The 22,717-nt window shown below is 70.1% G+C and carries 17 protein-coding genes; 3 read left to right on the top strand and 14 right to left on the bottom strand.

Annotated features, from left to right (window positions below; translation table 11 throughout):
* The first annotated feature begins 54 nt into the window (after positions 1 to 54).
* Positions 55 to 2,526 (top strand): CBM35 domain-containing protein, encoded by a 2,472-nt coding sequence (locus tag ACFYXF_RS01400; protein WP_389346860.1) that lies wholly within the window; start codon positions 55 to 57, stop codon positions 2,524 to 2,526.
* Positions 2,527 to 2,623: 97 nt separating this feature from the next.
* On the opposite strand, the gene ACFYXF_RS01405 is transcribed toward ACFYXF_RS01400, so the two are convergent.
* The 6 genes from ACFYXF_RS01405 to ACFYXF_RS01430 form a co-directional block, all read right to left on the bottom strand.
* Positions 2,624 to 3,826 carry a cytochrome P450 gene (locus ACFYXF_RS01405; protein ID WP_389346862.1) on the bottom strand — a complete coding sequence of 401 codons (1,203 nt, stop codon included), beginning with the start codon at positions 3,824 to 3,826 and terminating at the stop codon, positions 2,624 to 2,626.
* 46 nt (positions 3,827 to 3,872) lie between these two features.
* On the bottom strand, positions 3,873 to 4,706 hold the full coding sequence (locus ACFYXF_RS01410) for an SDR family oxidoreductase (RefSeq protein WP_389346864.1): 834 nt from the start codon (positions 4,704 to 4,706) through the stop codon (positions 3,873 to 3,875).
* 101 nt (positions 4,707 to 4,807) lie between these two features.
* Positions 4,808 to 6,196, bottom strand: a complete 1,389-nt coding sequence (locus tag ACFYXF_RS01415; protein ID WP_389346866.1) for an acyl-CoA reductase — start codon at positions 6,194 to 6,196, stop codon at positions 4,808 to 4,810.
* Complete coding sequence (locus tag ACFYXF_RS01420) at positions 6,193 to 7,536, bottom strand: hypothetical protein (protein WP_389346868.1); 1,344 nt, start codon at positions 7,534 to 7,536, stop codon at positions 6,193 to 6,195. The genes ACFYXF_RS01415 and ACFYXF_RS01420 overlap by 4 nt, the downstream gene beginning before the upstream one ends.
* Positions 7,537 to 7,567: 31 nt before the next feature.
* Positions 7,568 to 8,272 (bottom strand): ABC transporter ATP-binding protein, encoded by a 705-nt coding sequence (locus ACFYXF_RS01425; RefSeq protein ID WP_389346871.1) that lies wholly within the window; start codon positions 8,270 to 8,272, stop codon positions 7,568 to 7,570.
* Between the two features lie 74 nt (positions 8,273 to 8,346).
* Positions 8,347 to 9,588 (bottom strand): ABC transporter substrate-binding protein, encoded by a 1,242-nt coding sequence (locus ACFYXF_RS01430; RefSeq protein WP_389346873.1) that lies wholly within the window; start codon positions 9,586 to 9,588, stop codon positions 8,347 to 8,349.
* 138 nt (positions 9,589 to 9,726) lie between these two features.
* On the opposite strand from ACFYXF_RS01430, the gene ACFYXF_RS01435 reads away from it, so the two are divergent.
* Positions 9,727 to 12,432, top strand: a complete 2,706-nt coding sequence (locus ACFYXF_RS01435) for an ATP-binding cassette domain-containing protein (RefSeq protein WP_389346876.1) — start codon at positions 9,727 to 9,729, stop codon at positions 12,430 to 12,432.
* A gap of 60 nt (positions 12,433 to 12,492) precedes the next feature.
* Here ACFYXF_RS01435 and ACFYXF_RS01440 read toward each other — a convergent pair whose 3' ends face one another.
* Genes ACFYXF_RS01440 through fabG form a run of 5 tightly spaced genes read right to left on the bottom strand, consistent with a single transcriptional unit; the run spans position 12,493 to position 17,970 of the window.
* Positions 12,493 to 13,287, bottom strand: a complete 795-nt coding sequence (locus ACFYXF_RS01440) for an SDR family NAD(P)-dependent oxidoreductase (RefSeq protein ID WP_389346878.1) — start codon at positions 13,285 to 13,287, stop codon at positions 12,493 to 12,495.
* Between the two features lie 17 nt (positions 13,288 to 13,304).
* The gene (locus ACFYXF_RS01445; protein WP_389346879.1) at positions 13,305 to 14,513 is read right to left on the bottom strand and encodes an acetyl-CoA acetyltransferase; all 1,209 of its coding nucleotides are present in this window, start codon (positions 14,511 to 14,513) and stop codon (positions 13,305 to 13,307) included.
* Positions 14,510 to 15,955 (bottom strand): OB-fold domain-containing protein, encoded by a 1,446-nt coding sequence (locus ACFYXF_RS01450; protein ID WP_389346880.1) that lies wholly within the window; start codon positions 15,953 to 15,955, stop codon positions 14,510 to 14,512. The genes ACFYXF_RS01445 and ACFYXF_RS01450 overlap by 4 nt, the downstream gene beginning before the upstream one ends.
* 1 nt (position 15,956) lies before the next feature.
* On the bottom strand, positions 15,957 to 17,201 hold the full coding sequence (locus tag ACFYXF_RS01455; protein ID WP_389346882.1) for an acetyl-CoA C-acetyltransferase: 1,245 nt from the start codon (positions 17,199 to 17,201) through the stop codon (positions 15,957 to 15,959).
* Between the two features lie 22 nt (positions 17,202 to 17,223).
* On the bottom strand, positions 17,224 to 17,970 hold the full coding sequence (gene fabG, locus ACFYXF_RS01460) for a 3-oxoacyl-ACP reductase FabG (protein WP_389346884.1): 747 nt from the start codon (positions 17,968 to 17,970) through the stop codon (positions 17,224 to 17,226).
* Between the two features lie 112 nt (positions 17,971 to 18,082).
* On the opposite strand from fabG, the gene ACFYXF_RS01465 reads away from it, so the two are divergent.
* Positions 18,083 to 19,300 (top strand): acyl-CoA dehydrogenase family protein, encoded by a 1,218-nt coding sequence (locus ACFYXF_RS01465; RefSeq protein WP_389346886.1) that lies wholly within the window; start codon positions 18,083 to 18,085, stop codon positions 19,298 to 19,300.
* A gap of 28 nt (positions 19,301 to 19,328) precedes the next feature.
* Here the strand turns inward: ACFYXF_RS01465 and ACFYXF_RS01470 are convergent, their stop codons facing one another.
* From ACFYXF_RS01470 to ACFYXF_RS01480, 3 genes are read right to left on the bottom strand one after another with little or no spacing between them, the layout of a single operon-like run.
* Positions 19,329 to 20,153, bottom strand: a complete 825-nt coding sequence (locus ACFYXF_RS01470) for a carbohydrate ABC transporter permease (RefSeq protein ID WP_389348442.1) — start codon at positions 20,151 to 20,153, stop codon at positions 19,329 to 19,331.
* Between the two features lie 5 nt (positions 20,154 to 20,158).
* On the bottom strand, positions 20,159 to 21,214 hold the full coding sequence (locus ACFYXF_RS01475; RefSeq protein WP_389346888.1) for an ABC transporter permease subunit: 1,056 nt from the start codon (positions 21,212 to 21,214) through the stop codon (positions 20,159 to 20,161).
* 1 nt (position 21,215) lies between these two features.
* Positions 21,216 to 22,493, bottom strand: coding sequence for an extracellular solute-binding protein (locus tag ACFYXF_RS01480; RefSeq protein WP_389346891.1), 1,278 nt, complete (start codon positions 22,491 to 22,493; stop codon positions 21,216 to 21,218).
* Positions 22,494 to 22,717: the final 224 nt, after the last annotated feature.

The following is a 22,717-nucleotide window of genomic DNA, read 5'->3' on the forward strand; positions in this document are numbered from 1 at the left end:
GCCCTGTCCCGTACCGGAACCGCCCTTGTCACAGCCGTACTTGGAGTCACCGCCATGGCAGGCACCCTTCCCGCGGCCCAGCCCGCGACCGCAGCCGACGCCCCGCAGCGCGTCACCGTCGACCTTGCCTCGTCCGAAGGCCCGGTGATGCGCGGCGCCAACGGCACCCTGTACGGGCTCAGCGACGACGGTGTGCCCAGTGACGCGATACTGGCACCCCTGAAGATCACCAGCGTCTCGCAGAAACCGGAGGGCGGCGCCCAGCATCCCAACGGGGACGCGCTCACCGTGTCCAAGTCGTACTTCCGCAACGGCGGCGGCGAGATCCTGGTGATGATGCAGGACGTCTACGCCAAGTGGCCGTACGAGGATCTCGGTATCGAGGACTACCTCCCCAAGGTCGACAGGATCGTCAGCGAGGTGGCGGCCGACCCGAACAGCGAGCGCTTCGTCTACATCCCCTTCAACGAGCCCGACCAGATCTGGTACAACCTCGGCATCTCCGACCAGGCGCAGTACGAGGTCAATCGGGACCGGTTCCTCAAGGACTGGAAGACGGTGTACGAGCGCATCCGCGCGATCGACCCGGACGCGAGGATCGCCGGCCCGAACGAATCCGGGTACCACACACGCCTGTTGAGGGACTTCCTCGCCTTCGCCAAGCGCGAGAACGTCCTGCCCCAGATCATGACCTGGCACGAGTTGGACTCCAGCTCACTGAGCAACTTCCAGGGAAATTACGACAGTTACCGTGCCATCGAGCGTGAACTCGGCATCGAGCACCTGAAGATCAATATCGATGAGTACGCCAACCGCCGCGACCTGTCCGTTCCGGGCCAACTCGCCCAGTGGGTCGCGATGTTCGAGCGGAACAAGGTGTACGCCAACCAGGCCTACTGGGACGCGGCCGGCAACCTCGACGGCAATGTCGTACGCTCCAACATCCCCAACGGGGGCTGGTGGTACTTCCGTTGGTACGCGGGACTGACCGGCGACACGGTCAAGGTGACCCCGCCCCAGGCCAACACCGTCGACACCCTCCAGGGACTGGCCTCCTACGACATCAATCGCCGCCAGGCGCAAGTCCTGCTCGGTGGCTCGGCCGGTGACGCCGACGTCGTCGTCCAGAACGTCTCCCGGTCCGTCTTCGGGCGTACGGTCACCGCGACCGTCGCCGAGGCCGCCTGGTCGGGCTACGAGGGGCAGCACGCGGCGCCCCCCGTCCTCGCCCGGACGAAGGTGAAGGTCGCGGCCGACGGCACGGTGAGCGTTCCGCTGCGCGGGCTGCACAAGATGTCCGCGTACCGGATCGTCCTCACCCCAGGTGGCACCGGCACCCCGACCGCCGCATCGGTCCCCTGGTCGGCGTCGTACGAGGCCGAGGACGCGGCCATCACCGACGGCAAGGTCTACACCCAGGGCACGGTCAGCAACGCCAACGGCTACGCGGCCTCCGGGACGAAGGACGTCGGTTCGCTCAACACGGCCACCAGCAAGGTCGACTTCACGGTGGACGTGCCTGTCGCGGGTACCTATGACCTGGCGATTCTGTACGGCAACCAGTCCGGGACGCCCGCGACACAGAAACTCTCGGTCGACGGCCGGGCCCCGGTCACGGTCACCTGTCCCTCCACCGAGAACTGGACCTACCGCGCCAAGAAGGACGTCACCGTCGATCTTCCGGTCGGCCGGCATGTGCTGACGCTGGCCAAGGGCGACGCCGAGGTCACGCTCGACCGGATCGACCTGACCGCCCGCATCGGAGCCGCGCCCTCGGCGTCGTACGAGGCCACGCTCGCGGACATCAGCGGCCGGCCGTCGTACGACTACTCCTCGTCCGCCGGGGTCGGCACGGGCGCGCTCGTTCTGCGCTCCGGTGACAAGGCGGTGTTCGACGTCTACGCACCGCGCGACGGGTACTACATGGTGGCGGCGCGAGCCTCGGCGGCGGTGAACCTGGAGTTGCACGGCCAGAAGGTGACGGCGGCACCCGGCAAGGGGCTGCGGCTGTATCTGGTGGCGGGCAACAACCGCGTCGCGGTGACGGCCAAGGGGGCCTCCGTCCGCTCCCTCGATGTCACGGGTGCCGGCTCGACGTCCGGCACGCTCTCGTACGACGGCGCCTCGGCAGCGCTCGCGGGCGGTGCCAGGCTTGTCGCCTCCGCGTATGCCTCCGGCGGTTCCTACATCGGGTGGCTCGGCAACAGCCCGTCCAGTACTGCCGAGTTCACGGTGGACGCGCCCAGGGCGGGCCGCTATCTGCTGGTCGTTCACTACGCGCACAACGATCGGCGGGACAACGGTCACGCCTACAACACGGACATCATGTCTCGTACGGCGGATGTCACGGTGGGGGGTGGGGTGGCTCGGAGGGTCACCTTCAAGAACACGTGGAGTTGGGACGATTACTGGACGGTGGGTGTGCCTGTCGATCTGCGGGCGGGTGCGAACCAGGTGATGTTCGGGAATGTGGGGGCGTGGGCTCCTCACATTGACCGGATCGAGTTGGGGCGGGTTGTCGGCTAGTCGCTCCGCAGGGTGGGCGGTTTCTTCGCTGCGGGCCGGTGGGGGCTTGTCGCGCAGTTCCCCGCGCCCCTTTGGGGCGCGGGTGCGCCACCCGTGTTCAGAAGTGCACGGGGAGACTCAGCAGGCCTCGTGAGCGCATCGATGGTCTCCAGCGCAGCTCCTGCGGTTCTACGTCCAGGGCTAGTTGGGGGAAGCGGTCGAGTAGTGCCGCCAGGGCGATCTCTGTCTCCATGCGGGCCAGGGGTGCGCCCAGGCAGTAATGGATGCCGTGGCCGAGGGCCAGGTGGGCGGTCGCGTCTCGGGTGAGGTCGAGGCGGTCGGGGTCGGGGAAGCGGCGTGGGTCTCGGTGGGCGGCGGCCAGGGAGAGCAGGACGGTCTCGCCGGCCGGGATGGTGACCCCGCCGATGGTGACGTCCTCGGTGGGGAACCGGCGGATGGCCAGGGGTACGGGGCCGTCGTAGCGGGCCAGTTCCTCGACCGCGCCGGGGAGTCTGCTTGGATCGGCGCGGAGTGCGGCCAGTTGGCCGGGGTTGCTGAGCAGGGCCACGGTGGCGTTGCCGATGAGGTGGACGGTGTTCTCGTACCCGGCGAACAGGATCAGGAAGGCCAGGGACATCAACTCGTCCTCGGTCAGCCGGTCCTGGTCGTCGCGTACGGCGATCATCGCGGAGAGCAGGTCGTCGGTCGGTGCGGCCCGCTTGTCGGAGATGAGCTGGGTGAAGAAGGCCAGGATGGACCGGACGCCCTGCTTCGCTTTGTCGGGCTGTGCGGGGTCCGGGGCCACCAAGGCGTCGGTCCAGGTACGGAAGTCCCGCCGGTCGTGCGGGGGCACGCCCAGCAGTTCGCAGATCACGGTGATCGGCAGCGGCGCGGCGTAGGAGGCGATCAGGTCGGCGCGGCCGTGCGGTTCGACCGTGTCGAGCAGTTGGTCGGCGGTCCTCCTGACGGGTTCCCGCAGGAGCGCGATACGGCGCGGGGTGAACGCCTGGGACACCAGGCGCCGGATGCGGGTGTGGTCCGGCGGGTCCATGTTCAGCAGGTTCGCGTCCAGCGCCGGCGGCAGCGCGAGCCCGTGGTAGCCGCCGGGTTTCGCGTTGCGTTTGTCGAGGCTGAGCCGGGGGTCGGCGATGGCCTGGCGTACGTCGTCGTAGCGGGTGACCAGCCAGGCCGGAAGGCCGTCCGTTCCGGTGACGCGGTGGACGGGCCCTGCCTCGCGAAGCCGTGCGTACACCTCGTAGGGGTGGGCGATCAGCTCTGCGGGGTCGGCGAGGGGCGGCTGAGCAGGGGGTAACGATGGCATGGGCTCCACCCTAGAGCGGGCGTCGGAGCACGTCGGTCTCGTTCCGTCAGCGGAAGCGGTCGACGTTCTCGGCTGCCCACTGGCGGAACGGTCTGGCCGGGCAGCCGGTGATTCGCTCGACGGTGTCACGCACCGCCAGCAGTTCGGCGTTGACGTCTCCGCCCGTGACATCGAGCACCGCGTCCGCCGCCTCCGCGCCGAAGACCTCGGCCATCCTGGCGTGCGCCTCCCCGCGGCTGATCTCGGTGAAGGGCACCTCCCGCCCGAGTGTCGCCGCGATGGCCGCGACCTGCTGCCGGGCCGTCACCGGTTCGGGGCCGGTCAGTGCGTACGTCCGTCCCCGGTGGCCGGGTTCGGTCAGCGCCATCCGTGCCACCGACGCGATGTCCGCGGGGTGGATCGTGGGCAGCCCGGTGTCCGCGTACGGCGCCCGGACGGGCTCACGGTCGCGGATCGACGCCGCCCACATCAGGGCGTTCGAGGCGAACTGGGTCGGGCGCAGGATCGTCCAGGCCAGCCCGCTGTCCTTGAGGAGCCGCTCGACCGCCAAGTTCTCGTCGGCGGGGCCCAGATGCGGATGCGTCTGGACGGTGATCGACGACACGAGCACTACGTGCTGCACTCCCGCCGCCCGGGCGGCCCCGATGATGTCGGCGTCCGGGCCCAGCCGGGACGGGAGGAACAGCGAGCGCACCCCTTCCAGACCGGACTTCCATGACTCCGGCTTCGCCAAGTCGCCCTCGACCGCCTCGACCGTGTCGGGGAACGCGGCCCGGGCGGCGTCACGGGTCAGCCCCCTCAGCGGGCCCGCACCTCGGGCGTGCAACTCCCCCAGCAGGGCCCTTCCGATGTTTCCGGTGGCCCCGGTCACGAGGATCATCAGCGTCTCCCGTCCAGTCAGTTGATCGACTTGGGGACACGCTAGAAGCTCAATAGCGCTTCAGGTCAAGGCGGTTCATGGCCCGCCCGGGCGGCGGACGGTCACTCGTCGTTGACCCAGCGCATGAGCCGTTGGAGCGGGTAGAAACCGTCGTGGGACAGGCCCGGTGGCATACCGCCCGCGCCGCCGAGGGAGACCACGCGCTGGACTCCGGCGCAGGCGAGGGCATCGCGCAGTTCCGACTTTCGGGTGTCGGGATACACGCCGACCGTCTGGGTGGCGACCCCGGCGTGCGTCACCGCGTCGGTCAGCCCGGTCACCGGGACGACGTTGACGATCTTTCCGTCGGGGTGGAAATCCACCGGCTCGGGCGAGCGGATGACCAGGCCCCGGCCGTCGTAGCCGCCCCACACCCGGTACTCGGGGGCCAGCGAACGCAGTACGTCGATCTCCTCACGGAGTTCCGCGGCGACGCGCGGGCCGTCGGCGGAGCTGAACTCCCTTGCCACGCCCAGGCGTTCGCAGAGGAGGGCGGCGTAACGGTCGGCGTCGTCCCAGGAGCCCTCGACGAACTGGAAGCGGCTGGCCACACACGCCTGCTGGTTGAAGAACGTGGCGTCGGCAGCGCCCGCGTCGGCGGCCCGGGCAAGGGACTCGGGGGACTCGAAGGCCTCGCGGCCGATCAGGGAGATGGAGGTCTTGGGGTCGAAGGAGACGAGTTCGAGGCCCGGGCCGACGTACCGCAGTGCGCCTCGGATCGTGGACTCGCCGCCCCAGGCGACCAGTTTGTCGAAGAACTGCGGGCGGAAGAGCACGCTCTCGACCGTCTCGTCGCCGCCGCGCCAGTACACCGCCGAGAACGAGCGCACGACGGGGTGGCCGGGTGCCACCGCGGCCATCGTGCGCAGGATCGCGGTCGCGGTGAACAGGTCGTTCGAGGGCAGCTTGAGGAGGTTGACGCCCTTGGTGAGGGCTCCGCGTACGACGGACATGGCCGCGACGCCGGGTGCGTTCCCGGCGATGATGTGCACCAGGCGCGGTGGGAAGGCACGCGTGGCCGCGATCCGGTTCCCGGGCAGCCGTACCTCGCGCCAGCCGTCGAGGACGTCCGCTCCGCCGAGTTCGTGGTCGATCTGGGCGTACAGACTGGGTTGTTGGAAGCTGCGCCACAGTGCGGCGTAGGCGCGTTCGAGGACCTCGGCGGGAAGCGGGCTGACGCGGACCATGCGGTCCAGGGCCTCGGCCAGCAGCCCCTCGCGGTCCGCCTTGAGGGCCTCGCCGGTCTCCACCAGCAGGTCGACGATCTCCGCGACGGGCACGTGGAAGGCGGGCCCCAGTTCGGTGCGGGGCCACACGAGGCGGTCGAGGTCGAGTGCGGGTGCGGTGAAGCGGCCGAGGTCGCGGCGTGGTCCCTCCTCGACCTCGCCGCGGATCAGGTGGACGACGGACACGGACTCCGCCGCGGTGCCGTCGAGCGTCGTGGCGCTCATCCGTGGATCATCCCCCGGACGTAGGAGTCGAGTGTCGCCGCGCAGGTGATCTTGTCGTCGCCGCCGAGGTCGCCGTAGCGCTGGATGTCCGGCAGAACGGTCGGTCCCGGTCGGCCGCAGGCGCAGGGCGAGAAGTTCACGAAGACCCGGTCGCCGCTGATCAGTCCGCCCCAGCGGCCCTGGAGGGAGACGTCCAGGAACGCGAACCGGCCCTCCACCACGCCCTGTTCGGTGTTCAGGAGCTTCTCGCCCGCCTCGTCCAGCACCAGCGGGATCACCCACGGCGGCACGTGGTAGTCGCCCTTCTCACAGGCGAGGCAGGAGCCCTGGAGTTCCGTCATGCCGTAGCTGCGGACCCGTCGTACGCCGGCGTAGAAGGCGGCGAACCGCTCCTGGTAGTCGTCGGGTAGCGCGCGGCCCTTGTTGCCGCCGCCGCTGAGCACCAGCGTGTCCGGGTGGAGGCTGCCGTCGGCCACGCCTCGGGCGCGCAGTGCCTCGATCAGGGTGAACTGCTGGTTGTTCATCCCGGCGATCAGCAGCGGCTCGTCGCGGTGGGCGGCGATGTCGTCGACGATCCGGTCCATGGCCGCGCCCAGTTCCTGCTCGCGGGACTCCGACACGGTCTCGAAGGAGCTGATCTCCTGCGGGGTCGCGGCGCCCTCCGCGATTCGGCGGCGCAGCAGGGCGCTGCTCATCAGTTCGGAGACCCGCATCGGGTCCTCGGTCAGCAGCCGGGTCTCGCCCGGCCGGGCGAAGACCTCCGCGTGCCATCGGTAGCCGTCGATGGAGCGCATCGGGCCGCTCGCGGGTGCGAGGAGGTAGCCGCGGCGGGTGGGCTTCGGCGGGAGCGGGTCGGGCCAGCAGGTGAGGTGTTCGAGGATGTCGTGCAGGAAGTCCAGGTCGCTCGCGTCGCAGTTGAGGAAGGAGACCTTCCCGGAGGTGCCGCTGGTGATGTACGGGCGGTGCCCGGCGGCGGTGATGCGGTCGGTCCACTCGTCGATGTCGCGTACGCCGTCCATGTCGACGTCGCCGCGCTCGACCACCGACACGGTCGTGTACCAGTGCAGCAGCCGGTCCCAGCGGCCGGCGGTGAGGAGGGAGAGGGGATACGACTTGTAGCTGGTGTGCGAGAACAGCAGCGGGACGAGGTCGTCGGGGCTCGTGATCTCGTGTACGCCGGTCTCCTCCGCCCGGGTGCGCAGCAGCGGGATCCGCTCGCGCTGGGCGGTGAAGGCCTCCCGTGCGGCTTCGAGCTGCAACTCCCGCAGTTCTTGGGCAGGTTGGTCGAAGGTTTCGCCGGACAGGACCAGTGATCGGATCTGCTCGCGTGCGCCGCACACGGCAGTCACCTCCATCGGTTGGGGAATCGCGTCAGGGAGTCGCGTTCTTCGCGAGGTACGAGGACTCGATCGCGTCGAGGTTTCCGCGCAGTTCCTTCGGAGTGCCGGTCATGGTGACGCGGCCTCGGTGCAGGACGTACACGCGGTCCGCGATGTCCAGCACCTTGCGTACGTGCTGTTCGACCAGCAGCGCCCCTAGGCCGTCGTCGGCCGCCTCGCGCACGGCGCGCAGCAGGCGGTCGACGACGAGCGGGGCGAGGCCGAGGGACAGTTCGTCCGCGAGGAGCAGCTTGGGGGTGCGGCACAGGGCGCGGGCCAGCGACAGCATCTGCTGCTCGCCGCCGGAGAGCATGCCCGCGCCGACCTTGAGGCGTTTGTCGAGTTCGGGGAAGAGTTCGACGGCCCGGGCCGGTGTCACCCGGCCGACCCGCAGGTTGTCGGTGGTGTCGAGCCGGGTGAAGACCGCCCGTTCACCGACGTAGGCGAGGCCCTCGCGGGCGCGCCGGTGCAGGGGTGCGTGGCCGGTGATGCCCAGCCAGCTGACCTCCCCGCTCATCGGGGCCAGGTCGCCGGAGAGCGCCCTGAGTGTCGTGGTCTTGCCCGCGCCGTTGGGGCCGAGCAGGGCGACGACCTCACCGGGGCGGACCTGGATGTCGAGGTCCCGTACGACGGGTCGGGTGCCGTATCCGGCGGATAGGGCGCGGGTCTCGATCAGGGGCGTGTCGATGTCGTGCACGTGCTTGCTCCTCAGCCGGATCAGCCGGATCAACCAGGTCCGCCAGATCAATCAGATCCGCCGGATCAGCCAGGTCAGCCGGACGCCATGGCCGTCAGCACCTTGCGGACGTCGACGAAGGTCGATCCGGCCTTGGCCCACTCGATCTTCCCGTCGCGGATGGTCAGTTCGGTGGCCGTCGTGTTGTGGATGCGGTTGAGGCCCTTGATCGGCAGAGCGGTCGACTCGCTCCAGGTCAGCGGCGGGGTCAGACCGCCGGTGTCGATGCCGGAGGTGGTGTTCAGCTCCTGCACCAGGGCCTTGGAGGAGATCGTCGGCAGCTTCTTGACCGCCTCGGTGAAGACCTTGAACGCCACCCAGGTCGTCCCGTTGGCGCCGTTGGTGGGGTCGATCTCCTTCTCGCCCTTGGTGGCTTCGAGGAAGTCCTTCCAGGCGGGGTCGGAGGTCGGCGGGTAGTAGCCGGTGATCGCGGAGCCCTCCAGGGGACTGCTCGCACCGCCGGTGCTCTCGGCCAGCTGCGGGGTGAGGTTGCCGACGACGCTGCCGAGCTTCGTCTTCGCACCGGACTGCACGTACGACGTCACGAACAGGTCGGAGTGGGTGCCGAGGATGACGTCCACGCAGTCGCTGCCCTGGGTCGCGGCGGCGACCTGCGGGGCGAGGTCGGTGGCGGTGACCGGCACCTTGAGGTCCTTCGGGGCCGTCCCGCCGGCGGCGGTCACGCCGAGGGCGAGGAACTTCGCGACGGTCTCGGCGGCGGCAACGTCGTACCGTACGCCGGAGATCTTCTTGCAGCCCTGCTCCACGAGCTGCTCGCCGTGTGCCGCGAACACCACGGGTGTGCCGCCGTTGACCGGGAAGGACAGCGGGTTGGAGAACTCGGCGGCCGAGACGCCGGTCCCGCCGAGGTAGGGGATGCCGGCCTTCTCCAGGATGGGCATGTAGCGGTCGCCCGCGAGGCTGTACGAACCGACCACCGCGACCACCTTCTCGGCGACCGCCTGCTGGGCGCACTTCTCGGCCTCGTCGGGGTCGTTCTTCTCGTTGCAGGTCAGCACCTTGAGCGGGCCGCCCTTGATCCCGCCGTTGGCGTTGATCCACTTCTCGTAGGCCTGGGCGGTGAGCCGGACCCCGGGCTGGGCGCTGCCCTGGGTGTCCTCCGGCGTCCAGACCATCACCTTGACCGGGGTGCCCTTCAGGGAGGTCGTCTCCGTCGAGCTACTGGCGGCCTCTCCCCCGCAGCCCGCGGCGAGCAGGGCTCCGGTCACCGCGAGACAGCTCGCTGCGGCTGTTCTGCGTCGGCGTGAGTCGTTCATGGTTCCTCCGCGGTGCTCGTCGTCGAGATGCGAACAGCATGGGGTGAGTTTTCGAGTTAGTGAAGTACTCTCGGCACAATTATTTAACTGAATGTGCTGTCTCGTTCCGCTCTCGTCCTGTCCCTGGGAGGTTCCCCGATGGACGACATCCTCAGGTTCGCGCTGCTCGGCCTGGGTCTGGGCGCGCTCTACACGCTCACCGCGCACGGCATCGTGCTGGTCTACCGGGGCTCCGGCGTCCTGAACTTCGCGCACGGCGCGATCGGGATGGCCGGCGCCTACGTCCAGTGGGAGCTGTCCGCACAGCACGGTGTGCCGTACTGGCCGGCCGTCGCGTGCGGGGTGCTCGCCTCCGCGCTGCTGGGTGTGCTCACGCATCTGCTGGTGCTGCGCCCGCTGCGCCGGGCGTCCTCGCTGGCCCGGCTGGTCGGCACTCTGGCGGTGTTCATCGTGCTCACCGCGATCGCCGTGAAACGCTACGGCGACAGCCTCCAACTGGTGCCGGGCAAGCTGCCCACCCGGCTGCTGACGATCGCCGGGGCGACCGTGACCGAGGACCGCGTGTGGCTGCTCGCCATCGCCGTCGTCGTGACCGCGCTCCTCCATCTCCTCTACAAGCACACCCTGTTCGGCCTGGGCACCACCGCGGTCGCGGAGAACGAGGGCGCCGCCGCCTCGCTCGGCTGGTCCCCCGACCTCATCGCCACCGGCAACTGGGCGCTGGGCTCGGCGCTCGCGGGCCTGACGGGCATCCTGATCGTGCCGGTCATCGGTCTGTCGGTGACCGGGCTGACCACCCTGCTGCTGAGCGCGCTGGCCGCCGCCCTGGTCGGCAGGTTCTCGTCGTTCCCCGTCACCCTGGCGGGCGGTCTGGTCATCGGCGTCGTCCAGTCGGAGCTGACCCGCTTCGGCTCCGACGTCACCGGGCTCGCCTCGTCGGTGCCGTTCCTCGTCATCGCGCTGGTCCTGGTGGCACGCGGCCGGGCGCTGCCGCTGCGCGGCACGTTCCTGGACCGGCTGCCCGCTCTGGGCTCCGGCAGGGTACGGCCCGTGCCGCTGGCTGTAGCCGTCGCAGTGGGACTGCTGCTGGTGAGCCTGGCGCCTCCGCTCTGGGCCGACGCGATCACCACCACCCTGGTGATGTCGCTGATCATCCTGTCGATCGTCGTGGTCACCGGTTACGCGGGGCAGGTCTCCCTGGCGGCCTACGCGCTCGCCGGGACCGGCGCCTTCATCGCCGGGCACGCGGCGGCCGACTGGGGCTGGCCGTTCGAACTCGCCCTGCTGGCAGGCGTGTTGGGCACGGTACCGATCGGCCTCCTCTTCGCGCTCCCGGCGGTCCGCACCCGTGGCGTCAACCTCGCGATCATCACCCTCGGGCTCGGCACCACGCTGGAGGCGATGGTCTTCCAGAACACCGACCTCTCGACGACACCCGGCAGCGACGGCATCGCCGTGGGCAAGCAGACCCTCTTCGGCATCAGCATCTCCGGCGTCGACCATCCGCAGCGGTACGCCGGTGTCGTACTCGTGATGTTCGTCGCCGCGACCCTCGTGGTCGCCAACGTGCGGCGCAGCCGAACCGGCCGCCGGCTGATCGCCGTACGGGCGAACGAGCGGGCCGCGGCCGCCCTCGGCATCGACGTCCGCGCCGCCAAGCTCTACGCCTTCGGCCTCTCCGCCGCCATCGCCGCGCTCGCCGGAGTCCTCACCGGCTTCCGCTCGACGTCCGTCGTCTTCTCGGACTTCGCCAGCTTCGAGTCCATCACCGCGCTCGGGCTCGCGGTCATCGGCGGAGTCGGCTTCCTCGTGGGCCCGTTGTTCGGCGCGACCTTCGCGGCGGGCACGGTGGGTGCCCGGTTCGGGGATCTGGTACTGCCCGGGCTGAGCGAGTGGATGCCGCTGATCGGCGGGATCATCCTGGTGCTGACGCTGGTGGGCAACCAGGACGGCATCGGCAAGGACATCGGCAAACAGGCGGCGGGCGTACAGCGCAGACTGTCCGCCAAGCGCGCCACGCTCGTGCCGGAGACCGTGCACGAGGAGGAGACGGCGGCGGAAGCGGTCCCCCGCGCCACACCACTCCCCCTCCACGTACGGGACCTGACCGTGCGGTACGGCGGTGTCGTGGCCGTCGACGGACTCTCGCTGGACGTGGAGCCGGGCCGGGTCGTCGGTCTCATCGGGCCCAACGGCGCCGGCAAGACCTCCGCGATCGACGCCGTCACCGGGTTCACCCGGGCCGCGTCCGGCAGTGTGCGCCTCGGCGACCGGGACGCGACCCGGCTGCCGGTGCACCGGCGGGCCGCCGCCGGGCTCAGCCGGTCCTTCCAGTCGCTGGAGCTGTTCGAGGACATGACCGTCCTGGACAACCTGTACGCGGCCTGCGACCGGCCCGGCCGCTGGACGTTCCTCACGGACCTGATCCGCCCCGGTAGCCGCCCGCTGCCCGCCCATGTGCTGGTCGCCGTACGGGAGTTCGGACTCCAGGACAGTCTGGACCGGCCGGTGGGCGATCTGTCGTACGGGGAGCGGCGGCTGCTGGCCATCGCCCGTTCGGTGGCCGCCTCGCCGTCCGTGCTGCTCCTCGACGAACCGGCGGCGGGACTGTCGGACGACGAGACACGGGAGCTGGCCCAGCTGGTGCGGCGGCTCGCCGAGGACTGGGGCATGGGGGTGCTCCTCGTCGAGCACGACGTCGACATGGTGATGAGCGTCTGCGACCAGGTCGTCGTCCTGGACTTCGGCCGCCGGATCTGCGCCGGTACGCCGGAGGAGGTGCGCCGCGATCCGGCGGTGCGGGCGGCCTACCTGGGCGACCTCGAGCCGGAGACCCTGGCCTGAAACGGATCGGAGGCGCTCCCCACGTACGGGGAGCGCCTCCGACCGTCGATGACAAGAGCGTCAGGCGTCGCGCAGGTCCGCGACGTACGGCTGATGAGACAGCAGCCCGCCGTCCACGCGCAGCGTGTGCCCGGTGATGAAGGCGGACTCGTCGGAGGCGAGGAAGACGACCGCCGAGGCGACGTCCTCCGGGAGCCCCAGGCGCGGGGTGAGGTGATGGCGCAGCATCGCCTCCCTGATCGCCCCGTGCGCCGAGCCGGAGCTGGCCGGCGTGACGATGAACCCCGGCGCGATGGCGTTGCAGCGCACGCCCTGTTTGCCGTACTGGGTGGCGACGTACTGCGTGAGGTTGATGAGGGCGGCCTTGGAGGCGCCGTACGCCGGGTTCCGCAGGTCGCCCGCGAGGCCGGACCCGGACGAGGTGTTGATGATCGAGCCGCCGCCCCGCGCGATCATGTGCGGGACGGCGGCCTGGACGGCGACCATCGTCCCGCGCAGGTTGATGCGCATCGTGTCGTCCCAGACGGTGGGGTCGGCGTCGACGACGGCGAGGTCCAGGCGGGCGGCCAGATGGGTCGCCGCCGCGTTGTTGTGCAGGACGTCGAGGCCGCCGTACGTGTCGACGGCCGTGGCCACCATGGCCCGTACGCTCTCCACGTCACCCAGGTCGACCGGGACCGCCGTCGCGGAGCCCCCGGCGGCGCGGATCTCCTCCGTCACCGTCTTGGCGCCGTCGAGGTTCAGGTCGGCGACGACCGTGTGTGCGCCCTCGGCGGCCAGGCGTCGTGCGGTGGCGGCGCCGATGCCGGACGCGGCTCCCGTGACGACGGCGATCTTCTCTTCGAGTCGCCCCATGTCCCGAACCGCCTTTCCTAGTCGGTGAGTTGGCTGCCGACGACAGACACGAACGAGACGCATTCGCCGGGTCCGCCGCCGAGGTTGTGGGTCAGGGCGAGCGAGCGTCCCTCCGCCACGGACGTGACCGTCCGCTCGGGCGGGGCCTCGCCGCGCAGTTGGAGCCAGGCCTCGAACATCATGCGGAGGCCGGAGGCGCCGATGGGGTGGCCGAAGGCCTTCAGGCCGCCGTCCGGATTGACCGGCAGCGAGCCGTCCAGGTCGAACGCCCCGCTGGTCACGTCCTTCCACGCCTGGCCACGCTCGGAGAAGCCCAGGTCCTCCATCAGCACCAGCTCCGTGGGCGTGAAGCAGTCGTGGACCTCGGCGAGGGCGAGTTCGGCGCGCGGGTCGGTGATGCCGGCCTGGCGGTAGGCCTCCTGGGCGGAGGCGACGACCTCGGGGAAGGTGGTGAAGTCGTAGGACGGGTCGAGGAGGCCGTCCGCCGGGCCCGCGACGAAGGACAGCGCCTTCACGAAGATCGGTTTGTCGGTGTACTTGTAGGCGTCCTCGGCGCGTACGACGATCGCCGCCGCCGACCCGTCCGAGACGCCGGAGCAGTCGAACACGCCGAGCATGCCCGCGACAATCGGGGCCGACCGGATGCGCTCCGGCGAGACCTCCTTGCGGAACTGGGCGCGGGGGTTGCGGGCGCCGTTGACGTGGTTCTTCCAGGCGATGCGAGTGATGACGTCCTTCATCTCCTCGTCCGCGAGGCCGTACTTGGCGGCGTAGGCGGGGGCGAGGAGGGAGAAGTTGGCGGGGGCGGTGATCTCGCCCCGGCTGTCGTCGCCCGCACCGGGGATTGCGGTGCCGGAGAGCCCGGACATGCCGGAGTCCTTGAGTTTCTCCACGCCGACCGCCATGGCCATGTCGTACGCGCCGGAGGCGACGGCGTAACAGGCGTTGCGCAGGGCCTCGGAGCCGGTCGCGCACATGTTCTCGACACGCGTGACCGGCTTGTTGGGCAGACGGAGGGCCCGGCTCAGGGTCAGTCCGGACACTCCGGAGGCCTGGGTGCCGAACCAGAACGCGTCGATGTCGTCGAGGGTGACGCCGGCCGAGGTAACCGCGTCACCGACGGCGTCGATCAAGAGGTCGTCCGCCGAGCGGGTCCAGTGCTCGCCGAAGGGCGTGCAGCCCATGCCGACGATCGCGACGCGGTCCCGGATTCCGTGCGAGCTCATCGGCCTGTCTCCTCGTCGTGGATGTCGTCGATCCGCACCGGCCGGGCCTTCCAGAAGTAGTTGTGAACACCGGACGCCGTGACCGTGCGCCGGAACGTCATCTCCACCCGGGCGCCGATGACGGCGTCGGCCTCGGTGGCGTCGGTGAGCTGGCAGCGGAACCGGCCGCCGCCGTCGTAGTCGACGACCACGACGAGCATCGGCGGGCTCGGGGTGGCGGCCAGCCGGTCCACGGTGAACGTGGCGACCGTGCCGCGTACGTGTTCCATCGGCTCGTCGGTCATGGCGTCGACGCTCCGGCAGGAGACACACACCCGGTCCGGTGGCAGATGCCGGGTACCGCACTTCTCGCACCGGGAGGCGACGAAGCCGTACTTCCAGGCGGTACGGCGGTGGGCGGGCGGGGCGTAGGGCGGCTCGGGGTCCGGGCGGCGGGGTGGTTCGCGGTCGAGGAGGCCGCGCCAGGTGAGATAGGTGGCGTACGGGATCGGGGCGCTGCCCGCCGCGACCTGGGCGGCGACCGGGCGGGGGCTGCGGTGGGCAGGGAGCGCGTCGGTGGTGCGCAGGAGGAGGACTCCGGCACCGTCGCCGAGGACGACGAGCGCGATGACCTCGCCGGGGCGGGCGCGGTCGAGGACGTCGGCGAGGAGCAGACCGGGCTGGGCGGTACCGGCGTTGCCGATCGCCGCGCTCAGGTCCGGGGTCGCCGCCTCGGGCCGTACGCCCGCTGTCCGTCGTACCGCCGCGCACGCGCGCGCGTGCAGACCCCCGACGACGAAGTGGTCGATCGCTCCGATGTCGAGGGCCGCGTGGTCGAGGGCGGCGGTGAGCGCCTTGTCGGCCAGAGAGGTGTAGATCTCCTCGGCGAAGCGCTCCTCCCAGACACGGGAGGTGGGTGCGCCGGGCAGGCGCCAGCGGTCGAGGATCTCGTCGCTGACCGTGTCGTGGGCGAGCAGTTCCGCGATGACGGGAGCGCCGTTGCGGTGCCCGCCGAACATGAACGCCGCCGCGCCGTCGCCGCCCGCTGCCTCGTCCGCGCCGCCGGGCAGTCCCGTACGCAGGTCGGACAGCACCGCCAGGGTGGGGACCGGGGAACGGGCGGCGGTGACCAGCGCGCCGAGGCCGGAGCGGACCGAGCCGGCCATGTCGGCGGCGAGGACGTGCTCGTCGAGGCCGAGCGCCGCGTGGACGGCGGTCGCGTTCGTCTTGTCGAGGTAGGCGGGCGCGGCGGTGGCGAGGAAGAGCTGGCCGATACGGGCGCGCAGCCCGTCGCGGGCCAGGGCGACCCGGGACGCCTCGACGGCGAGGGAGGTGGTGTCCTCGTCGTAGCCCGCGACCGCGCGGGTGCCCTTGCCCCCTCCGGTGCCGAGTACGGCGGCCACGTCCGCGCGGGCGAGGCGGTGGTACGGCACATAGGCGCCGTAGGCGATCAGTCCGGCCATGTCAGCGTCCTCCAGGAGCGTCGTTGCGGGGCCGTTCGAAGACTGCGGCGAGGCCCTGGCCGCCGCCGAGGCACATGGTCTCCAGGCCGTAGCGGGCCTGGCGGCGGTCGAGTTCGCGCAGCAGGGTGGCGAGGATGCGACCGCCTGTGGCGCCGACCGGGTGGCCCAGCGAGATGCCGGAGCCGTTCACGTTGAACCGCTCGAAGTCGGTCCCGGTCAGGCCCCATTCGCGGGTGCAGGCCAGGACCTGGGCGGCGAAGGCCTCGTTGAGTTCGATCAGGTCGATGTCGGCGAGCTTCAGCCCAGCCCGTTCCAGGGCGCGGGCGGTGGCGGGCACGGGGCCGATGCCCATCGTCTCGGGCGGTACGCCGACGACGGCCCAGGAGACCAGGCGGCCCAGGGGGCGCAGCCCGAGTTCGGCGGCGCGCTCGGGGTGGGTGACGATGCACAGGGCGGCGCCGTCGTTCTGTCCGCTGGCGTTGCCTGCGGTGACGGTGGCGTCGGGGTCCTGGCGGCCGAGGACGGGCCGTAGCTTGGCCAGCTTCTCCAACGAGGAGTCGGGGCGCGGGTGTTCGTCGGTGTCGACGACCGTCTCGCCCTTCCGGGTCCGTACCGTGACCGGCACGATCTCGTCGGCGAACCGGCCCTCCCGCTGGGCCGCGAGGGCCTTCTCGTGCGAACGCAGGGCGAGTCGGTCCTGCTCCTCACGGGGGATGGCGTACTCGCGGCGCAGGTTCTCGGCGGTCTCCAACATGCCTCCGGGGACCGGGTGGTTGACGCCCCCGGACGTGACCCGACCGCGCGCAAGCCGGTCGTGGAGCGTGGTGCCGGCGCCGCGCACGCCCCAGCGGACGTCGGTCGTGTAGAACTCGGCCTGGCTCATGGACTCCACTCCCCCGGCCAGGACGAGGTCGCTCGCGCCGGTCTGCACCTGCATCGCCGCGGTGATGACCGCCTGGAGTCCGGAGCCGCAGCGGCGGTCGATCTGGAGTCCGGGCACCTCCACCGGAAGGCCCGCGTCCAGGGCGGCCACGCGGCCGATCGCGGGGGCCTCCCCGTTCGGGTAGCACTGGCCCAGGAGGATGTCGTCGATGACGCCGGGCGGTATGCCGGTGCGGTCCAGGACGGCGCGGACGACCGTGGCGGCCAGCTCGGTCGCCGGAACGTCGCGGAAGACGCCGCCGTAGCCGCCGACAGGGGTACGCACGGGTTCGCAGATCACCGCGTCACGCAGAAGGGCGGGCATCAGGCATGCCTTTCGTGAGTGGTCACATGTACCGGCCGCCGGTGACCTCGACCACGGCTCCGGTGACATAACCGGCCAGGTCGGAGGCGAGGAAGAGGACGACCTGGGCGACCTCGGCGGGTTCGCCCGCGCGGCCCAGGGGGATCTCCGCGAGCTTGGCGTCCCAGGCGGCCTTGGGCATCGCCTCGGTCATGGCGGTGCGGATCAGGCCGGGCTGTACGGCGTTGACGCGGATGCCCGCCTTCGCGAGTTCCTTGGCGGAGGCCTTGGTGAGGCCGACGAGGCCGGCCTTGGCGGCGCTGTAGTTCGTCTGGCCGAAGTTGCCGACCTTGCCGGCGATGGAGGAGATGTTGACGATGCTGCCGCCCTGCCCGTGCGCGCGCATCGCCTCGGCGGCGAAGCGGGTGCCGTTCCAGGCGCCGGTGAGGTGGACGTCGACGACGGCACGGAAGTCGGTGACGGCCATCTTGCGCAAGGTCGCGTCCCGGGTGATCCCGGCGTTGTTGACCATGACGCCGACGGGTCCGAAGGTGTCGGCGCAGTGGGCGACCAGGGCGGCGACCTCGTCCTCGTCGGTGACGTCGCAGCGCAGCGAGGCGGCGGCGATGCCGTTCTTGGCGAGGCGTTCGGCGGCCTCCGCGGCGGCGTCCGCGTTGATGTCGCCGAGGACGACCGACGCGCCCTCGCCGCCGAGGACTTCGGCGATCGTGAAGCCGATGCCCTGCGCGCCACCGGTGATCACCGCGTGCCGCCCGTCCAGCAGTCCCATGTCAGCCCGCCCTGGCTCGACGCTATTCCTCTCAAATAGATAACCTATTATGCTGAAACAATCAATACAGCGATGAGCTGTGCGAGCGGGGCCGGACGAGGAGAGAAGCCAGGTGGACATCAGCTATCCCCCGGAGACCGAGGCGTTCCGCACCGAGGTCAGGACGTTCCTCGCCGAGACACTGCCGCCGGGCTGGAAGGGCATCGGCGCCCTGGACGAGGAGGAGGCCTGGGCCTTCGCCCGGGACTGGCGCCGGCTGCTCGCCGAGCGCCGCTACCTCTCCCTCACCTGGCCCGAGGAGTACGGTGGACGCGGGCTGTCCAAGCTCCACCAGGTCGTCCTGATGGAGGAGCTGGCCCTGGCCGGGGTGCCGTTCGGGCTGCCGCAGGACACCTTCGGCGTGAAGATGCTGGCGAACACCCTGCTTCGGTGGGGCACGGACGAGCAGAAGGCGCACTTCCTCCCCCGCATCCTGAGCGGCGAGGACACCTGGTGCCAGGGCTACTCGGAGCCGGACGCGGGTTCGGACCTGGCCTCGCTCAGGACACGTGCCGTGCGGGACGGCGAGGAGTGGGTGATCGACGGTCAGAAGGTGTGGACGTCCGGCGCCCACCACAGCGACTGGATCTTCGTCCTGGCCCGCACCGACCAGGACGCGTCCCGGCATCGCGGGATCTCCTTCCTCCTCGTCCCGCTGGACCAGCCCGGCGTGGAGGTGCGCCCGTTCCGCATGATGAGCGGGCAGCTGCACTTCAACGAGGTGTTCTTCAACGGCGCCCGCACCCGCGCCGATCTCGTCGTCGGCGGCGTCGACAACGGCTGGACCGTCGCGCAGAGCCTGCTGGGCGTGGAGCGCGGCGAGGAGGCGGCGACGAATCCCCTCCTCTTCAAGGCGGAGGTCGAACGGCTCGTCGAGCTGGCCCGGCTGTACGGGAAGGACCAGGACCCGGTCGTCCGGCAGCGCATCGCCTGGTGCTGGTCCAAGGTCGAGATCATGCGCTACCTCGGCTACCGGATCCTCACCGGCTGGCTCAAGGGCGCCGAGCCCGGCCCCGAGTCGTCGATCGCCAAGCTGTACTGGAGCGAGTACCACACCGAGGTCACCGACCTGGCGATGGACATCATGGGCCTGCACGGCCAGGTTCCGGTCGGCCGTCAGCCCCTGCGCACCTACCGCGCCGACGACCCGGGCGCCGCGAACTCCTCGGCGTCCTGGTCGACGACGTACCTCATCGCCCGCTCGGGCACGATCTACGCGGGGACCTCCCAGGTGCAGCGGAACATCCTCGCGGAGAAGGTGCTGGGGCTGCCGCGCGAGCCGAGAGCCTGATCAGCTGCTGTAGAACACGCCGGCCGTGTCAGCGCAGGGCCCCCTTGGTGGCGTCGGCGATGAACCCGCGGGCGAAGAAGGTGAACACCAGCACCAGCGGGATGACCGACAGCAGCACCCCGGCCATCACCATGCTGTAGTCGGTGGAGTGGCCGGCGTACAGCTGGGCCAGCGCCACCTGGAGGGTCAGCCGGTCCGGGTTGACCAGCATCACCAACGGCAGGATGTAGTCGTTCCAGGCGGCGATGAAGGTGTAGATGCCGAGGAACGCCAGGGCCGGGCGGACGCACGGCAGCACCACGTGCCAGTACAGCCGGAAGAACCCGGCGCCCTCCATCCGGGCCGCGTCCAGCAGTTCGTCGGGGACGCTGGTGGTCGTGTACTGGCGCATCCAGAAGATGCCGAACGCGTTGGCGGCGGCCGGCACGATCAGCGCCTTGAGGGTGCCCAGCCAGCCCAGCTGCACCATGATCTCGTACTGCGGGATGATCGCCAGCTGGGTCGGCAGGAGGTACATCGACAGCAGGAGGCCGAAGAAGAACTTCTTGCCGGGGAAGTCGTACTTGGCGAAGGCGAACGCGGCCAGCGAGTCGAAGAACAGCACCAGGACCGTCGTACAGACCGCGACGATCATCGTGTTGGACAGCGACCCGAAGAAGTCCATCCGGTCGAACAGGTGCTGGATGTTGGTCAGCAGGTTGCCGCCGAACCACAGCTTCGGCGGGTAGCTGTAGATGTCCTGCGAGGTGTTCGTCGCCATGACGACGATCCAGTAGAACGGGAACACCGAGATGACCACGCCGAGCATCAGGATCACATGGACGCTCAGGCCCCGGACGCGCTTGCGGTTCATGCCGTTCACGGCCGTCGCTCCTTTCGCTGCACCAGACGCCAGTTGACGAGGACGATGAGCAGGATCAGCAGGAAGAAGGCCCAGACGATGGCGGCGGCGTAGCCGAAGTCGTTGTTGTCGAAGGCCTGGTGGTAGAAGTACAGCAGCGTGGTCAGACCGGCCTGGCCCGGTCCGCCGGAGTTGGGGTTGGTGGCCGCCTCGCTGCCGAAGAGCACCTGTGGTTCGGTGAAGCTCTGCAGACCGGTGACGGTGGAGACCACCACGGTGAACAGGATGATGGGCCGCAGCAGCGGGATCGTGATGGAGAAGAAGATCCGCGCCGGGCCTGCCCCGTCCATCCGGGCGGCCTCGTAGACCTCCGAGGGGATCGCCTGGAGGCCGGCCAGATAGATGATCGCGTTGTAGCCGGTCCACTGCCAGGTCATCAGCGCCGCGATCACCAGCTTGATCGTCCACTCGTTGCTCATCCATGGCACTGCCGAGACGTGCAGCGACTTGAGGATGGCGTTGATCAGGCCGAAGTTGTTGCTGAAGACCGCGCCGAAGAAGATCGCGATGGCCACCAGCGAGGTGATGCTGGGGATGAACAGGGCGACCCGGTAGAAGGCAGTGAAGCGCTTGGTGGAGTTCACCAGCACCGCGAGCACCAGCGCCAGGAAGAGCATCGGGACGGTCGACAGCACCCAGATGACCAGGGTGTTGCGGACGGACAGCCAGAAGACCGGGTCGTCCCACAGGAAGCGGAACTGCTGGAATCCGACGAACTGCATGTCCCCGATGCCGTCCCACTTCTGGAACGCCAGATACACGGTGTAGAGCACCGGGAAGAGCATGAAGACGGAGAAGATCAGGTAGTACGGCGAGATGGCCACGTACTGCGGCCAGTGCCTGGCGACCCGCCGACGGGGCCCGCGCGGGGCCCCGGCCGACACCGGACGGATCCGTGGGGCGCGCCGCCCCGGACCGCGTGAACGGTCCGGGGACGGCTGCCCGGTGGGGCCGCTGTCGGATCCGGAGGTCGGTCCGGTGGGTGCCGGGCCGGCTACCGGGGATGACGACATGTCACTTCACTCCCTGACGCTCGGCGATCTGCTTGGCCTGGCTGACCGCGTCCTTCCAGGCCTCGTCGGGGTCCTTGCCCTTGGCCTCGATGCTGGTCAGCTCGCTGTAGAAGGGCGCGGAGACCGCGGCGTCGGCGGGTGCCTCGTAGGCGGACGGGATCTTCTCGGCCGCCGGGCCGAAGATCTCGATGGTCTTCTGGCCGCCGAAGAAGGTGTCCCCGCCGGTCAGGGCAGGCAGCTTGTACGCGGCCGGGGCGGTCGGGAACAGGGCCGCGTCGGTGAAGCCGCGGGCCTGGTTCTCCGGGCTGAGGATCCAGCTGATGATCTTGAAGGCTTCCTCGGGGTTGCCGCTGGTCGCGGGGATCGCCAGGAAGGACCCGCCGAGGTTGGACGGCCCGCCGGGCAGGCTCGCCACCCGCCACTTGCCCTTGGTGCCCGGGGCCGCGTTGCTGATGTCCAGCGCGTGCCAGGCGGCGCCGATCTCGGTGCCCAGGGCGCCGTTGCTGATCGCGGCGTTCCAGGTGTTGTCGTTGATCTTGGCGTCGATGCCGAGCGTGTAGGGCTTCACGGCGGTGGTCCAGGCGGTGCGGATGTGGTCCTGGTCGCCGATGAACTTGTTGTCCTCGTCGATGAACCGCTGGGTGCCCTGGCCGACCATCATCGAGAAGACCGAGCCGATGTTGTTGATCAGGAAGGTCTTGGGGATGGCCTTGTGCAGCTCGACGCCGGCCGCGAAGTAGTCGTCCCAGGTGGCCAGTTGGGCGGAGACCTTGGCGGGGTCGGTGGGCAGTCCGGCCTGGGCGAAGAGGTCCTCGCGGTAGAAGGTGGCGCAGGGGCCGATGTCGATCGGGAAGCCGATGAGCTTGCCGTCCTGTGTGGTGGCCTGCTTGAGCTTCCACGCCAGGTAGTCCGGGACCAGCTTGTCCGCGCCGACGGTCTTCAGGTCGACGAACCGGTCGGCGTTCGGCAGGAAGGAGGCGATGTCCTCGCCCTTGATGCCGGTGATGTCCGGGGCGGCCTGCGCCGAGCGCAGACCGGTGAGCAGCTTGGTCTTGAAGTCGCCGCCGACCACGGAGGTCTTCAGGCTGATGTCGGAGAAGTGCGTCTTGGCGTCGGCGACGACCTTGTCGCTGAGGCCGCCCGCCCAGTACCAGAGGGCCAGGTTCTTGCTGTCCTTGCTGCCGCTCGACCCTGAGCCGCCGCCGCACGCGGCGGTGGCGCCGGCCGCGGCGGCCGTCAGGACGGCGGCTTGGAGGAATCGTCTGCGGGAAAGGTCCACGGTCTTCTCCTAGATTTCGGCGGGTTCGGATGTCCGGCATGTCCGACAGGACGTGTGGGTCGGGTGCCGTGGCGTGGGGACGCGGCGGGAGGGCCGGGTGGCTGAAGAGCATCGGCGTGGGTGGGCAACCCTTCAGCCACCCGGGGTGTGTGTCCTGGTCCTCTCAGACGGTGCCGACGCGTCCGTGACGGCGGAATATGCCGTTCATCCGCTTCGGCCGACCG

The organism is Streptomyces sp. NPDC002680 (assembly GCF_042889145.1).
Taxonomy (GTDB): Bacteria; Actinomycetota; Actinomycetes; order Streptomycetales; family Streptomycetaceae; genus Streptomyces; species Streptomyces adonidis.